Origin of the sequence: Agrobacterium sp. 719_389 (assembly GCF_900188475.1) — a bacterium.
Lineage (GTDB): Bacteria > Pseudomonadota > Alphaproteobacteria > Rhizobiales > Rhizobiaceae > Agrobacterium > Agrobacterium radiobacter.
Map to the genome: position 1 here is coordinate 260,452 of NZ_FYEM01000004.1, position 14,858 is coordinate 275,309.

Annotated in this window: 18 protein-coding genes; 3 read left to right on the plus strand and 15 right to left on the minus strand. The window is 59.6% G+C overall.

Translation table 11 applies throughout. From position 1 onward, the window contains the following. Positions 1-26: 26 nt before the first annotated feature. From CFB10_RS10050 to rplU, 13 genes are all read right to left on the minus strand, one after another. Complete coding sequence (locus CFB10_RS10050) at positions 27-1,226, minus strand: divergent polysaccharide deacetylase family protein (protein ID WP_026363734.1); 1,200 nt, start codon at positions 1,224-1,226, stop codon at positions 27-29. A gap of 62 nt (positions 1,227-1,288) precedes the next feature. Continuing rightward, a complete protein-coding gene (locus CFB10_RS10055) occupies positions 1,289-2,617 on the minus strand; it encodes a S41 family peptidase (RefSeq protein WP_003505242.1) in 1,329 nt (442 codons plus the stop codon). Beyond that, positions 2,607-4,004, minus strand: a complete 1,398-nt coding sequence (locus CFB10_RS10060; RefSeq protein WP_026363733.1) for a murein hydrolase activator EnvC — start codon at positions 4,002-4,004, stop codon at positions 2,607-2,609. The genes CFB10_RS10055 and CFB10_RS10060 overlap by 11 nt, the downstream gene beginning before the upstream one ends. Before the next feature lie 159 nt (positions 4,005-4,163). After that, positions 4,164-4,646, minus strand: coding sequence for a 23S rRNA (pseudouridine(1915)-N(3))-methyltransferase RlmH (rlmH, locus tag CFB10_RS10065; protein WP_026363732.1), 483 nt, complete (start codon positions 4,644-4,646; stop codon positions 4,164-4,166). A 159-nt stretch (positions 4,647-4,805) separates the two neighbouring features. Next, positions 4,806-5,294 carry a ribosome silencing factor gene (gene rsfS, locus CFB10_RS10070; protein ID WP_081629552.1) on the minus strand — a complete coding sequence of 163 codons (489 nt, stop codon included), beginning with the start codon at positions 5,292-5,294 and terminating at the stop codon, positions 4,806-4,808. A gap of 69 nt (positions 5,295-5,363) precedes the next feature. Next, positions 5,364-5,948: a nicotinate-nucleotide adenylyltransferase gene (locus CFB10_RS10075; protein WP_020010756.1), complete on the minus strand. Its 585-nt coding sequence runs from the start codon at positions 5,946-5,948 to the stop codon at positions 5,364-5,366. A gap of 42 nt (positions 5,949-5,990) precedes the next feature. Beyond that, entirely contained in the window at positions 5,991-7,277 is a 1,287-nt protein-coding gene (locus tag CFB10_RS10080; RefSeq protein ID WP_020010755.1) for a glutamate-5-semialdehyde dehydrogenase, read from the minus strand. Beyond that, the gene (gene proB / locus CFB10_RS10085) at positions 7,270-8,439 is read right to left on the minus strand and encodes a glutamate 5-kinase (RefSeq protein WP_020010754.1); all 1,170 of its coding nucleotides are present in this window, start codon (positions 8,437-8,439) and stop codon (positions 7,270-7,272) included. The genes CFB10_RS10080 and proB overlap by 8 nt, the downstream gene beginning before the upstream one ends. Beyond that, entirely contained in the window at positions 8,436-9,506 is a 1,071-nt protein-coding gene (gene obgE / locus CFB10_RS10090; protein WP_020010753.1) for a GTPase ObgE, read from the minus strand. Before obgE ends, proB begins: the two co-directional genes overlap by 4 nt. Before the next feature lie 169 nt (positions 9,507-9,675). Further along, entirely contained in the window at positions 9,676-10,266 is a 591-nt protein-coding gene (locus tag CFB10_RS10095) for a GNAT family N-acetyltransferase (protein WP_020010752.1), read from the minus strand. Next, positions 10,263-10,895: a GNAT family N-acetyltransferase gene (locus tag CFB10_RS10100; protein WP_003505256.1), complete on the minus strand. Its 633-nt coding sequence runs from the start codon at positions 10,893-10,895 to the stop codon at positions 10,263-10,265. Before CFB10_RS10100 ends, CFB10_RS10095 begins: the two co-directional genes overlap by 4 nt. A gap of 131 nt (positions 10,896-11,026) precedes the next feature. Beyond that, on the minus strand, positions 11,027-11,296 hold the full coding sequence (rpmA, locus tag CFB10_RS10105) for a 50S ribosomal protein L27 (RefSeq protein WP_003492686.1): 270 nt from the start codon (positions 11,294-11,296) through the stop codon (positions 11,027-11,029). Between the two features lie 40 nt (positions 11,297-11,336). Continuing rightward, the gene (rplU, locus tag CFB10_RS10110) at positions 11,337-11,651 is read right to left on the minus strand and encodes a 50S ribosomal protein L21 (protein ID WP_003516451.1); all 315 of its coding nucleotides are present in this window, start codon (positions 11,649-11,651) and stop codon (positions 11,337-11,339) included. A gap of 331 nt (positions 11,652-11,982) precedes the next feature. Between rplU and CFB10_RS10115 the strand changes: the two genes are divergently transcribed. After that, positions 11,983-12,423: a metallopeptidase family protein gene (locus CFB10_RS10115; protein WP_020010749.1), complete on the plus strand. Its 441-nt coding sequence runs from the start codon at positions 11,983-11,985 to the stop codon at positions 12,421-12,423. A gap of 21 nt (positions 12,424-12,444) precedes the next feature. On the opposite strand, the gene CFB10_RS10120 is transcribed toward CFB10_RS10115, so the two are convergent. Together CFB10_RS10120 and CFB10_RS10125 are read right to left on the minus strand one after the other, a co-directional pair. Further along, on the minus strand, positions 12,445-12,651 hold the full coding sequence (locus CFB10_RS10120) for a DUF1737 domain-containing protein (protein ID WP_003492695.1): 207 nt from the start codon (positions 12,649-12,651) through the stop codon (positions 12,445-12,447). Next, positions 12,648-13,559, minus strand: coding sequence for a CoA ester lyase (locus CFB10_RS10125; RefSeq protein ID WP_020010748.1), 912 nt, complete (start codon positions 13,557-13,559; stop codon positions 12,648-12,650). Before CFB10_RS10125 ends, CFB10_RS10120 begins: the two co-directional genes overlap by 4 nt. A 109-nt stretch (positions 13,560-13,668) precedes the next feature. On the opposite strand from CFB10_RS10125, the gene CFB10_RS10130 reads away from it, so the two are divergent. Together CFB10_RS10130 and leuD are read left to right on the plus strand one after the other, a co-directional pair. Next, positions 13,669-13,899, plus strand: coding sequence for a hypothetical protein (locus tag CFB10_RS10130; RefSeq protein WP_020010747.1), 231 nt, complete (start codon positions 13,669-13,671; stop codon positions 13,897-13,899). 164 nt (positions 13,900-14,063) lie between these two features. Further along, entirely contained in the window at positions 14,064-14,669 is a 606-nt protein-coding gene (leuD, locus tag CFB10_RS10135) for a 3-isopropylmalate dehydratase small subunit (RefSeq protein WP_020010746.1), read from the plus strand. Positions 14,670-14,858: the final 189 nt, after the last annotated feature.

Here is a 14,858-nt window from a genome sequence, read left to right on the forward strand (position 1 = left end):
CGCCGGAAATGGTCGCAGGCAAGGGTTTACTGCCCCGCCTGCCCGGAAACAAGCGCGGAAACACCGACGATCTCAATACCGCGCCCGCCGGCCTCACGCGACCATTTCGAGATAGCCGCAACGCTTTCATCGAAGGCCGACGCAACGCCGATCGCCTGGCCATTACGGCGCGCAATCCGCTCCAGTTCGTCCAGCTTGCGCAGAATGGAAGCTTCGGTGACTTCGCCGTCGAGCAGAACATCGGCAAAGCCCTGCGGCGCGGAAATAGCCTTCGCTATCCCCCCGCTCAGCGACTGCGCCGAGGAGCCATCATCCAGAAACAGCAGGCCACGCTTGCCGACGTCGCGCATGACAGGCTCCAAGGCCGCCTGCTCGGCAAGAAAGCGCCCGCCGAGATAATTCATGACGCCGGTGTAGTTGGTAATTTTCGCCATGGAGCGATGCAGCCGGTCTATATTGACCTTGGCGGGATCACCCGCCAGCAGCGTGTCCGGGCCGGGATTGGTACCCGGATAACCGAAGGGTTCCAGCGGTATCTGAAGAAGAATTTCGTGTCCTTGCCGGCGCGCCTCCTGCATCCAGCGCTGCAGGCTGTTACCGCTGGCTGCAAAACCAAGCGTGACCTCTGGCGGCAGTTCCCGGATCGCTTTTTGCGACCCCGTCTGGCTGAGACCCAGCCCGCCGACCACGATCGCCACCCGGGTGCCCCGTGCGCCAGACCAGGGCCGCGCATATTGCTCCATCGGCCGCAAACCGTCCGCACCAACGACCGGCAATGTGCCGAATGCGGTTTCTTCCAGCAGCTCCTCATTGGGCCGCGTCGCCATACGCGGATCCTGACCATAGGTCTGGCCGCTCATCAGCACCGGCCCGTCGCCCTCGCGGGGGCGGGGGGAGTACACCGATACGACATTGCCATCGGGCATTGTCTCGCGATTGATATTGGCGCCGGAGCGCCCGCTTTGCGGCTGCAGAGCGGCAGCATCACCGGGAGCAGTTACCTCGGCCGGTGCGGTTTCAGGTGTCTTTTCGGCAAGCTGAGGCTGTGCATCCGGCCCCCTCCCCGTCTTCTGCAAATTGCCGGGCGAAAGCGCCGTATAGACGGACAGGCCGCCGATCGAAAAAACCGCAAGCACCGATACAGCCATAATGACGGAAAAGCGCCGGTTAATACCGGCGCTTTTTTTCTGACGACCCAAAAGCGGTTTTCGCAGGTCCGAAGGCAATGAACGATCCGTCCAAACGGTTGGGCAATAGAAACAATGCGCCGGCTGGCCGGCGCACTATCTTACTGCTTGTTGACCACAGCCTTGTCCGGGTTCGGCGGGAAGGACGGATCCGTCTTGGCGCCGCGCAACAGGTCCAGCGCGTAGTTGAGCTGAATGTCGTCCTTTGCTTCCGGCGGCACGTAGGCGGAGGAACCCGAACCTTCATCCGTTTCGCTCTGGCCCTTGATATGGCCGGTCAGACTGGATTCGCCTTCCGTCGTGACGCGACCCTGCAATTCCGGCGGCAAAGGCTGCTCAACCTTGATGTCAGGCGTAATGCCCGTGCCCTGGATCGATTTGCCCGACGGCGTGTAATAAAGCGCCGTGGTGAGACGCAGCGCACCGGCCTCGCCGAGCGGAATGATCGTCTGGACAGAACCCTTGCCGAAGGAACGCGTGCCGACGACGGTCGCGCGACGCAGATCCTGCAGGGCGCCGGCGACGATTTCCGAAGCCGAAGCCGAACCGCCGTTGACGAGCACGATTACCGGCTTGCCATCGGTCAGATCGCCAGCCGTCGCGTTGAAGCGGCGGGTCTCGTCGGGATTGCGGCCACGGGTCGAAACGACCTCGCCGCGCTCGAGGAAGGCATCGGAAACATTGATCGCCTGATCAAGCAGACCACCCGGGTTGAGGCGCAGATCGAGCACGTAGCCCTTCAGCTTGTCAGCAGGCACATCCGCCTTGATCTTCTTGATCGCCTTTTCGAGGTCGTCATAGGTCTTCTCGGTAAAGGAGATGACGCGCAGATAACCGACATTGTCACCCTCGACGCGGGACTTGACGGCCCGCACGGCAATGACATCGCGCATGACGGTGAATTCGAGCGGCTTGTCGGCGCCCTGACGGATGATCGTCAGCTTGATCGGCGTCTTGACCGCGCCGCGCATCTTCTCGACCGCCTGCTCCAGCTTCAGGCCGCGAACCGGCGTACCGTCGATTTCCGAAATGAAGTCGCCGGCGAGAATGCCTGCGCGGGAAGCCGGCGTATCGTCGATCGGCGTGATGACCTTGACCAGCTCGTTCTCCATGGTCACTTCGATGCCGAGACCGCCGAATTCACCCTTGGTCTGGGTGCGCATGTCGTTGGCATCTTTGGCATTCATGAAGCTCGAATGCGGATCGAGCGAGCTGAGCATGCCGTTGATGGCATTTTCCACCAGCTTCTCGTCATCCGGCGGCGTCACATATTGTGCGCGCACGCGCTCGAACACGTCGCCAAAGATCGACAGTTCCTTATAGGTCGAAGGCCCGGCCGCCTGTGCCGGCATGCTCGCCGAATAAATCACACTCATCGCCGTGGCGCCCATAAGCCCACCGATAAGGAGAAGCGAAACCTTACGAATCATTGTGCGCCCTTCCGGTATTTTTTGTGGTCCACCACGGTTGGGAATCAACCGGTACACCATCTTTCCTGAACTCAATGTAGAGCGTTGGCCTGTCGGTTTCCAGCGCCAATGCTGCTGCACTCGCTACTCTTTTTGCACCCATGGAGGCGATGGGCTCTCCGGAGAACACGAACATGCCCTGCCGCGTCCTCACATTGTCCATGCCCGTCATCACCACATGATATCCGTTACCCGTATTGAGGATGATCATCCGGCCGTAACTGCGAAAATCTCCGGCAAATACCACGAAGCCGTCTGCAGGCGCCGTCACGATCGCTTCCGGTCCGCTCGCGACAACAATTCCCTTGGAAAAGTGGCCCGTTCCGTCCGCATCGCCGAAGCGCCGCAGCACCTCGCCGGTCACCGGCAGCTCCAGCTTTCCCTTCAAACTCGCGAAGGGATATGCGGGCGCAATGCGGTTTTTATCGGGCATTCCAGCCTCGGCCGCGGCGCGTTCCTTTTCGCGTTCCGCCTCCGAAAGACGGGCCAGGCGCTGCTCCTCCGCCCGCGCCTTTTCCATCGCCTCACGCACCGAGGTAATCTCGCCTTCGAGCGAACTGACCAGCCCCTCAAGGCTCGTCGCCTTGCCCGCAAGCTCTTCAGATCGCTTGCGTTCCGCCTCCAGTTCGGCCGCCGTCTGGGAATTCTTTCGGTCATTCTCGGCAATCAGAAGGTCGAGGCGTTTTTCCTCTTCCAGACTTGCCGTCATCATACCCGTAAGATCACCCTTTTCGCGAGCGATTGCCTGCCTGACGTCGGTCAATTCTTTGAGAGCGGCGACGAGCTTGTCGGTTTCGCCACGAATGCCCGGCACAACGGCGCCGAGAAGAATGGCGCTGCGCACGGAAGCCAGTGCATCTTCAGGCGAAACGAGGAGAGCCGGTGGCGGATTTCTGCCCATACGTTGCAATGCGGCCAGAACCTCCGCCAGCACGCCGCGCCTTTCCCTCAACGATGCCTTGACGCCATCCTCGCGGACCGAAAGCTTGGCCAGGCGATCCTCGCCGTCGCTGATCTTGGCTTCCAGCGCCTTGCGCCGGGCAGCCGATGCGATCAGCTCCTCGCGGATGCGCGCGCTGTCCTGATTGAGCGAGGCGATGCTTTCTTCGAGCGTCCTTGTCTTGTCTTCCGAAAGGCCGATGCTGTCGACCAGCTCCTCCAGATCCTGCCGGTTCTGGTCGCGGCGCTTTTCCAGCGTCCGCAGCGCATCCGGCGAGGAATCATCGCTGGCCGCCGGGGCGGCGCCCGCATCGTCACGCGAATGGGCCGCACCGCTCCCCATGACGAAAGCAGCAATAACCGCGCCTGCAAGGGCAGCGTGCCGTTTTCGTTGACGCGTGGTGTCCATGTGAGCTTTCTTTGATGCCGAAGCAGGAGCGCCGATATTAGGGATTTTGCCGCGATCTTCCAAGAGGCCTGAGAGAGGCCGCCGCCAAAGTCGTCCGTAGCCAGCGGTGTCGCGAAGCTTCATGTTGAAATTGAGACAACTCCCCGAAAGGAAACCCGTTCAAACGCGGTGATAGGGGTGGCCGGAGAGGATCGTGACGGCCCGGTAGAGCTGCTCGGCAATCAGGATACGAACGATCTGATGCGGCCATGTCAGCTTGCCGAGATTAAGAACAGCCGTCGCCCTGTCGTAAAGCGCGGGGTCAAGCCCATCTGCCCCGCCTATGGCGATCACAAGGTCACGTTTGCCGCTATCACGCAGATCGCCAAAAAATGAAGCAAAGGCGGGACTATCAAGTGCCTTTCCGCGCTCGTCCAACAGGACGAGAACAGCACCATCGGCCAGATGTTTCTCCAGCATCGCGGCTTCTTCGCGTTTGCGGGTCTCCGCATTGGAAGCACGGCTTTCCGCGACTTCGATCACCCGCGAAAACTCCAGCCCGATCGCCGGGCCAGTCTTTGCCAGACGCTCGATATAACGGGCCGCAAGATCCTTTTCGGGGCCGGATTTCAACCGTCCCACCGCAAAAATTGAAATCCGCATCGCAAACCTGCATTCGTCGTGACCCAACAGGGTCACGCTCTTAACAGCATAGCCTGCGGATTCCTATGCGGCCGGTCTGATTTCCGGCCAGAGGCGCCGTTTCCGAAGTCAGATATGATCTTCGGCAGAAACGATGCACTCGCTCAAAGGCTCACCGCATCAATGCAGCGTCTCTTCCGGCATATCCGGCGTCGCCCACATTTTTTCAATGTTGTAGAAGGCGCGGATTTCCGGGCGGAACACATGAACGATGATGTCGCCGGTATCGATCAGCACCCAGTCTCCGGTCTCGAGACCTTCGACGCGGGCGTTTCCGAACCCTTCATCCTTCATGTCTTTCAGAAGATGCTCGCAAATTGCCGAGACATGCCTGTTCGACCGCCCGGAGACCACGACCATGTAGTCTGCAAGCGCCGATTTTCCGGCAATGTCGAGAGATACGATATCTTCAGCCTTGGAGTCCTCGAGGCTCGCGAGGACGGTTTCGAGGGCATGGCCGGCGGCATCGGCGCCACTGTCCTGACCCTTCGGGATAGCAACAAATGCTTTTCCCTTGGCGTGTACTGTTGTCAGAGGTTTTCCTTTCCAAGAATGACAAAACAGGCACTGCGCGACGCGATTCTCTGCGTCACACAATGAAGGTGGCATCAAAGCATTAACTTTTCAAGATATGGGGCCCTCAACATCAGCCGCATACATCGTTTGTGATCGGAGCTGTCATTTTCGGCCATTGCGCAGCGCCGTGGAGCTGAGCGTGGAACGCGGTCCGTGAATGAAGACCCAGGCGGGGGCGCGTTTTTTCCACAGAACCCCGGCATCGTCCTCATCTATCCGCGCCTGGCTGAAGGCCTGCGCCATGGTGGAGGAGAGATAGGACAGGGTCGAGCCCGGTCGATCGATCACCGCGATTGGAAAAGTCTCGGCTATGGTACGCCATTTCTGCCAATGGTGAAAACTCTTCAGATTGTCGGCGCCCATGACCCAGATGAAACGGACGTGGGGATTTTTTGCCTTCACTTTGGCGAGCGTATTGGCCGTATAGCTCATCCCCAGTGATTTCTCGAAAGCCGTGACCTTGATGCGCGGATCGTGGACCAGCTTTTCGCAGGCCGCGATGCGATCTTCGAGGGACGCCAGCTCAGAACGGCTTTTCAGCGGATTGCCCGGCGTGACGATCCACCAGAGCTGATCGAGACCCAGCCTGCGCAGCGCAATCTCGGCCACAAGCGCGTGTCCTGCATGCGGGGGGTTGAATGAGCCGCCGAAAAGCCCGACGACCATGCCGCGTTCCACATGCGGCATGGTGAGATAACGTCTGTCGAGGCGCTTATCAGCCGGCAAATATCACGTCCGTGTCTGGCCGGTGCCATGCACCCGGTATTTGAACGAGGTGAGCTGCTCGACGCCGACCGGGCCCCGCGCATGCATCTTGCCGGTCGCAATGCCGATTTCCGCGCCCATGCCGAATTCGCCGCCATCGGCAAATTGCGTCGAGGCATTATGCAGCAGAATGGCCGAATCGAGTTCGTTGAAGAACCGCTCGACCACATCAGTATCCTCGGCGATCACCGCCTCGGTATGGTTGGACGAATAGGTGCCGATATGGTCGATCGCGCCGGAAATGCCATCCACCACGGCGACCGAAATGATCGAATCGAGATATTCGGTGCGCCAGTCCTCTTCCGTTGCCGGCACCAGACCCGTCACCACATCGCGAACGGCTTGCGAACCGCGCACTTCGCAGCCAGCTTCGATCAAGGCTTTGACGAGCGGCTCCAGATGCGTGGAAACGGCAGCGGCATCCACCAGCAATGTCTCAGCCGCACCGCAAATGCCGGTGCGGCGCATCTTAGCGTTGACGACGATACGTTTCGCCATGTCGAGATCGGCGGATTTGTCGACATAGATGTGGCAGATGCCTTCCAGATGCGCAAAGACCGGAACGCGGGCTTCCGACTGCACCCGGGCCACGAGGCTTTTGCCGCCGCGCGGCACGATGACATCAACCGTGCCATTCAGGCCGCTGAGAAGCGCGCCGACCGCCGCACGGTCGGTCACCGGCACCAGCTGAACGGCATGCTCGGGAAGACCGGCGATCTTCAGACCTTCCACGAGGCAGGCATGGATAGCACGCGATGAATGTTGCGAATCCGAACCGCCACGCAGGATGACGGCATTGCCCGCCTTGAGGCACAAAGCACCGGCATCCGCCGTCACGTTCGGGCGGCTTTCGTAGATCACGCCGATGACGCCAAGCGGCGTGCGCACGCGCTCGATCTTCAACCCGTTGGGGCGATCCCAGGCGGCAATGACTTCGCCGACCGGATCGGACAGCGCCGCAACCGAGCGAATACCTTCGGCAATGCCGGCGATGCGGGCATCGTTGAGCGTGAGCCTGTCAACGAAAGAAGCAGCAAGACCGGCGCTCTCGGCTGCGGTCAGATCCTTCCTGTTGGCGGCAAGGATCGCCTCCCTCGACGCCTCGATGGCGGAGGCCATGGCGAGCAGCGCACGGTTCTTCTGGTCCGTACCGGCGATGGACAACGGTCGTGAAGCAGCTTTCGCCTGAGCGCCGATGGTGATCATCAGCGCGTCGATGTCATGGCTCTGCTTCACGGCCTGTTCAGGCATGGACCTCATCCTTCTTTGCATGTTTAACTTTGACGGCGGCGCCGGTCATTACGAGGTCGTCGCGATGGATCATGGCCGCGCGCCCGACATAACCGAGGATCGCCTCGATCTCGTTGGACTTGTGACCGATGATAAGGCGCGCCTCTTCCGCATCGTAGCCCGCAAGACCACGAGCAACTTCACGACCTTCCGCACCGATAATGGCGATTGCATCACCACGGCCGAAATTGCCCTTCACCAGTCGCACGCCTGCGGGAAGCAGGCTTTTTCCGGCATAGAGGGCCTTTTCCGCGCCGGCATCCACATGGATTTCACCGGCCGGCTGCAATTGCCCGGCAATCCAGGTCTTACGCGCCGTCACCGGTGTGCCTGATGGTGCAAACCATGAAGAGCGCGCGCCGTTTTCGATGGCCTTCAGCGGATTGAGCGTCTTGCCTGACGCGATGATCATGCCGCAGCCCGCAGCGGTGGCAATCTTGCCCGCATCGATTTTGGTGCGCATGCCGCCACGCGACAGCTCGGAGGCCGCACCACCTGCCATGGCTTCAATCTCGGGGGTGATGTCAGCGATCGTTTCAAGGAATTTCGCGTCCGGATCGAGATGCGGCGGAGCCGTATAAAGTCCGTCAATATCCGATAGCAGCACCAGGAGATCGGCACCCGTCATGGTCGCCACACGCGCCGCCAGACGGTCATTGTCGCCATAACGGATTTCGGTGGTCGCAACCGTGTCGTTTTCATTGATGATCGGGATCGCGCCGATCTTCAGCAACTGGTTGATGGTGGCGCGCGCGTTGAGATAACGGCGGCGCTCCTCAGTATCGGAGAGCGTCAGCAGAATCTGACCTGCGACGATTTCATGCCGCGACAGGCTTTCGGACCATGCCCGCGCCAGCGCGATCTGACCAACCGCTGCCGCCGCCTGGCTTTCCTCCAGCTTCAATGCGCCCGAAGGCAAACCAAGCACGGTGCGCCCAAGCGCGATGGCGCCCGAAGATACGACCTGGACATCCGCACCGTTTTTCTTAAGCGCAGCGATATCTTCGCAGATGGCATCCAGCCAGTCTTTCTTCAGACCAGTCTTTCGGTCCACCAGAAGCGCCGACCCGATCTTGATCACGATCCGATGGTGGCTCGCCAGCGGCTTGCGCGTCAGGCTCATAGGCGGTCGTCCTCTTCTTCGGCCTCGCTATCCTCATGCGGCATCGACCGGTCGGGCAGGGCGGTCTCCCCGCCCCCGCTTGCCGAAACGATGATGTCGCGAAGCGCGCGCAGCGCTTCCGTCATGCCGATATGCGCGGCGGCAGACAGAAGAAGCGGCGGACGGCCGCAGGCCTTTTCCAGCTCCTTCGCCTTCTTTTTCAGTTCTTTTTCGTCCAGCACGTCGATCTGCGACAGCGCCACGATTTCCGGCTTGTCGGTCAGCCCGCCACCATAGGCGTCCAGCTCGGCCTTGACCGTCTTATAGGCCTTGCCGACCTTTTCTTCCTGCGCGGAAACCAGATGCAGAAGCACGCGAGTGCGCTCCACATGGCCGAGGAAGCGGTCACCGATGCCCACGCCCTCATGCGCACCTTCGATGAGGCCGGGAATATCGGCCAGCACGAATTCACGTCCGTCGATGGTCGCCACGCCGAGGTTCGGATGGAGGGTGGTAAAGGGGTAATTGGCGATCTTCGGCCGCGCGCGGGTCACGGTCGCAAGGAAGGTGGATTTACCCGCATTGGGCAGACCGACGAGACCGGCATCGGCGATCAGCTTCAGGCGAAGCCAGACCGTCTTTTCTTCGCCTGCAAGGCCCGGATTGGCATGGGTTGGGGCCTGATTGGTGGAAGACTTGAAATAGGCATTGCCGAAACCGCCATTACCGCCGGCGGCAAGACGAAAGCGCTGGCCTTCCTTTGTGAGGTCGACGATCAGCGTCTCATTGTCTTCCTCAAATATCTGGGTACCAACCGGCACCTTCAGCACCACATCCGCGCCCTTGGCGCCGTTTCGGGTCTTACCCATGCCGTGCTGCCCGATCGAGGCCTTGAAATGCTGCTGAAAACGGAAGTCGATCAGCGTGTTGAGACCGTTGACAACCTCAATCCAGACATCGCCGCCGCGTCCGCCATCACCACCGTCAGGACCACCAAATTCGATGAATTTTTCGCGCCGGAAAGACACGGCGCCTGCACCGCCATCACCGGACTTGATATAGACTTTTGCTTCATCGAGAAATTTCATCGGACTGCCGTTCTATCGGTTTGCGGGCGCGGCCGCCAATCGCGTTGCGCCAAACAAAAATATCGTCGTTTCGAATACAAGCGCTTCTTCACAAGGTCAAAGACTATCGTGCGGGAAGCCCCTGTGCGAGACAAGGCCGGTTTGGTGCAAACCGGCCTTGTTTTGATTGTCAGCGATGCGGCAGGACAAAATCCTCAGCCGTGATCATCGTGTCGATATGCGCCACCATGGCGGCGCGCGCCGTGGCGTAGATCTGGTGGCAGCCGGTCACCCGGAAGCCGAGTTTTTCCTGCACCCGCAGCGAAGCGGGATTATCCGCAAACACGCCGGAATGAAGGGTCACGCCCGGCATGCGGCGAAAGAACCGCTCGACCACGCCGGCCACCGCCTCGGTCATGTAACCCTTGCCCCAGTAGAAGCGGTTGAGCCAGTAGCCGAGATGCCACTCGCCGTGCCGCAACTCCACCGAGACGACGCCGATCAGGGTATCGTCGCCACTTGTGATGGCGAAATCCCAGTCGGGCAGGGTGCCGGAGGTGCGCAAGACCAACCATTCCAGCGCATCCTGCTTGTGATAGGGCGCCGGAACGCGGGCGAGCATCCTGGTCACGGCGAAATCGCCCAGCGATTCCGCAATGCTGCCGGCATCGGAAAGCCGCTGCGGCCGCAGCACCAGTCGCCGCGTCTCAATGACGGGGCAGGGGCCGGGCGGCGCCACTGACGGGGCAGCCCGGCGGCGGGTCAGTTCGAGCGCGCTCATCCCATGTCCCCCCAGCTCTTCAGCGAAACCCAGGTCTTGCGGTCCAGCCTGTACCATTCGACCGGCACCATGCCGCCAAGCGCCAGCGAACCGACCATGCCGGAACCCTGAAACTGGAAACCGCATTTCTGGATGACGCGGCGCGAAGCGATGTTGGTGACGCGGCAACGCGCATCGATCTGGTCGATCTCACGCGTGCGGAAGGCCATGTCGATCAGCGCATGCGCCGCTTCGGTCATGTAGCCGCGGTTCCAGTAGGGTTCCCCCAGCCAGTAACCGATCTCCAGCGTCTTTTCGTCTTCCTGGGGTTCGAGCGCGCAGCAGCCCAGAAACTCGCCATTGTCCATACGGGTAATCGCATAGACGCACTTGCCAATCTCGCCAGCTTTGGAGCGTCGCACAAAATCCGCGGCGTCTTTGGCCGTGTAAGGGTGCGGCATACGCGACACCATGGTCGCGATATTGGCATTGTTGGCAAGATGGGCAAGGGCGTCGATGTCTTCTTCGTGAGGCTTGCGTAAAACCAGCCTCTGCGACAGTAAAACGGGGCAATCGCTCCTTGACCGATCGGGCCTCGGCCGCTCTTCGGGTGACCGTGATTGGTCAACCCTCAACAATTCAGCTTGCATGGTTCAGTCCCTCCATGAGGTTAAAGAAAAAGGGGAGTTGGGTGGTGCCCCATCTCCCCTGTTTTCTTGACTGAACCTGATACGTCTCAGCCGGGTCGATGGGACACCGGCTGCATATGACGCTTACCGGCTTATTCTGCGGCTTCCGCTTTCGGAGCCACGGATACGAATACGCGGCCGTTGGCCTTCGTACGGAAGTTCACGTTACCTGCAGTCAGTGCGAAAATCGTGTGGTCCTTGCCGATGCCAACATTGGCGCCCGGATGCCACTGCGTGCCGCGCTGACGCAGAATAATGTTGCCTGGAATGACAGCTTCGCCGCCGAACTTCTTTACGCCAAGGCGCTTGGATTCGGAATCGCGACCGTTACGCGAGGAACCGCCAGCTTTTTTGTGTGCCATTGGAGTTCTCCTTTAAACCTTGTTTCCCGTGTCGCGCCGATCAGGCAGCAACGATGTCCGTGATGCGGACGACAGTGTGATGCTGACGATGGCCGCGCGAACGCTTGGAGTTCTGACGACGACGCTTTTTGAAGGCGATGACCTTCTTGCCGCGGTTGTGTTCGACAACTTCAGCCTTGACGATGGCACCCTTGACAAAGGGAGCACCGAACTGTGCGTCAGCGCCTTCGCCGATCACGAGAACTTCGGTGAATTCTACAGTTGCGCCTGCCTCTGCTTCCAGCTTTTCGATGGTCAGCACGGCGTCGGCCGCTACGCGGTACTGCTTACCGCCGGTCTTGATGACTGCGAACATTTTTTATCCTTTCATGTTCGTTCCGGCTCTGCCCGCAAATGCAAGCTGGCCGTCTTTTTATCAGTCGGAATAGCGGAAATCCGTCGGGACCAAATGCCCCTTTGAAAGTCTGCCGGTGAAACCGCCTTTTTGAAGGACGGAATAAACGGAAGGCGCATTACGCCATCAATTTGGGTGCCGATTACGCGAGGTGCCCGTTTATGTCAAGATGACGAACGTTTGAAAAGTAACTGTAACGCCAAGAATTTTATGCTTTTTCGGTGGGCGTAGCAGTCAGGCCTCGAAATTTGCGCAGCAAGTGTTTATATGGGCCTTCCAACAAGGAGCAGAAATGGCCCGCATAGACCAGACCGACGATTGGCGGGACCGCCATGCGCCGACACTTTCCGCCTTCGAGTCGCTTGCGATCGAGGCATATGGCCACCTGCCAGAAGAATTCCGCGCATTGACGAAGGATCTCATCATCGAGATCGCCGATTTCCCGACCGATGACGTGTTCGAAGACATGGCGCTCGAAACACCCTTCGATCTTCTCGGACTGTTCGAAGGACGCGGTATCTCCGAACGTTTCACCATGGAAACGGGTGAGATGGTGAACCGCATCACGCTCTATCGTCGTCCCATTCTCGACTATTGGGCCGAGAACGAGGAAACCCTGGGCGACATCATCACCCATGTCCTCATCCACGAGATCGGCCACCATTTCGGCCTCTCGGATGATGATATAGAGCGGATCGAGGAAAGCGCCGACGAGGCCGCGGCGGAGCGCTGAGCCCGCCGGCGGCTACGCCTCTTATTGCTCGCCGAGCTTCATATCCGGGTGGTATTCCTTGCCCTCGACCACCTTGGTCACGGCCTGGCCGCAATGCATGACGCCGCTTGCCGCGTTGAAAGCATAGCTGGGTGAACCGGCTAGCTCCCATCCCTTGTTCAGCGCCTCGGTGACCCGGTGACAGAACTTGGAGTCGTCCGGACCGGTTATGAAACGATAGACCTTCACGTTTTTTTTGCCTTTCTCTGTGCGATGATATCGGCCATGGCGACCAGCCTTTCGGCCTGGCTTACATGCAGCCGTTCGATCATTCGCCCGTTCATGTTGATGACGTTCAATTCCACAGATTCGGGCTTCGCGAAAGCGGCAATAATCTCTTTGGCCTCAGCAACAGACGCCTCGTCCGGAGCAAAATGCCGGTTGGCGAGCTCGATCTGGGCCGGATGGATCAACATCTTGCCGTCGAACCCCATCGCACGACCCTGCTCGCATTCGCTGGCAAAAGCCGCGAGATCGCGAAAATCGTTGGACACGCTGTCGATGACATCAAGGCCGTAGGCGCGGGCGGCAAGCACCACCTGCATCATCCATGGCACGAGGTAAGTTCGCCCCGGCAGTGCCGGAACACGCGTTTCCTTGCGCAGATCGTTCAGGCCGATGACAAAGGCGGCAAGCCGCGCATCCGGCGTGTGGGCAGCGTCGGCGATGGAGGCGGCGTTCAAAACACCGAGCGGCGTCTCAATCATCGCCCAGATTTTCAAGCCCTGGGGCGCATCGGCCTCCGCCAGAAGGTCGGCCACATTATGAATATCGGCCGGCTGCTCCACCTTCGGCAATAAAACCGCATCCGGCCGGCAGGAAAGCACGAGTTTCAAATCCGCCATGCCATCCGGCGTTGAGAGCGGATTGATACGGATAATGGTCTCGCGTCCGGCGAAAGGCGCATCCGAAAATAGCCTGCCCAGATTTTCCCGCGCCTCGCCCTTCATGTCGGGCGCGACGGAATCCTCCAGATCAAGGATTACCCCGTCGCAATCGAGATCGCGGATTTTTTCGAGCGCCCTGACATTGATGGCCGGAACCGACAGCAGCGAACGGCGCGGTCTCACAGGAATATTTTCGAAAAAATTAGTCATGCCGCACTTGTGTCAAGCTTTTGTGACATCTGCAACCTGACAATCCACTGAATCCTCTTGCAAGCCGGAAGAAGAAGGCCCACATTCGTCTGGAAAGAAAGGTTGAATCATGCAAGGCATCCGTTCATTTTTCATCGCCGCATCCGGCATCGCAATTCTGGCCATGGCCGCCCTCTTCACGGCGTCGCTTACGGTCGCTTTCATCGGCGTGCTCGCCGTTCTGAGCGCCGCCCGTCTGCTTTCAGCGCGTCTGAAGCCGGCCCCCATTCCGGTCAAGCCCCGCAACCAGCGCGACATGCGCGTCTGGAACGATGGCAAGGGCACGATTATCGATCTCTGAGATCGTTTAATCCGGTCAAAATGCGAGGACGCCGCAGAAGGCGTACCGAAGAACGCGGGTTTGCGCTTCTAAAGCGATGCGTTTTGCAGTATTTCCCGGCAGAACACATCCGGCGAGCTTCGGCCCGCGCCGGATTTTGTTGAAGGGAAAACGGGAAGCGACAGATGGAAAAGTTCACGAAGCTGACGGGCGTCGCCGCGCCCATGCCGGTTGTCAATATCGACACCGATATGATTATTCCGAAAGACTATCTGAAGACCATCAAGCGCACCGGCCTCGGCAAGGGCCTCTTCGCCGAGTCGCGCTATCTCGAGGATGGCTCGCCCAATCCCGATTTCGTGCTGAACAAGCCTGCCTACCAGAACGCCCAGATCCTTGTCGCCGGCGACAATTTCGGTTGCGGCTCCTCGCGCGAACATGCGCCATGGGCGCTTCTCGATTTCGGCATCCGCTGCGTGATCTCCACCAGCTTCGCCGACATCTTCTACAATAACTGTTTCAAGAACGGCATCCTGCCAATCGTCGTCAGCCCCGAGAATCTGGAAAAGCTGCTGGACGATGCGTCGCGCGGATCGAACGCCGTTCTTTCGATCGATCTGGAGCGTCAGGAAATCAGCGGCCCCGATGGCGGCACGATCACCTTCGAGATCGATGAATTCAAGCGTCATTGCATGCTGAACGGGCTTGATGATATCGGCCTGACGCTGGAACATTCCGGCGCCATCGACACGTTTGAAAAGGCGAACGCCTCGGCCCGTCCCTGGGCCTGACCACATTTCCGATCTTCAAAAAAGCCGATCCCGTACCAAACAGTACCGGATCGGCTTTTGCTTTGCTTGAAAAGCCGTTGAGGCGGAGATAAGAAGCCCCCGATCCCGTCCGGCTGTGACAAGACTTTGCATCTGCAGGACGGAAACGAGTTTGACGCCGCGCTCGCCGCAACCGAAAACCCTTCGTGA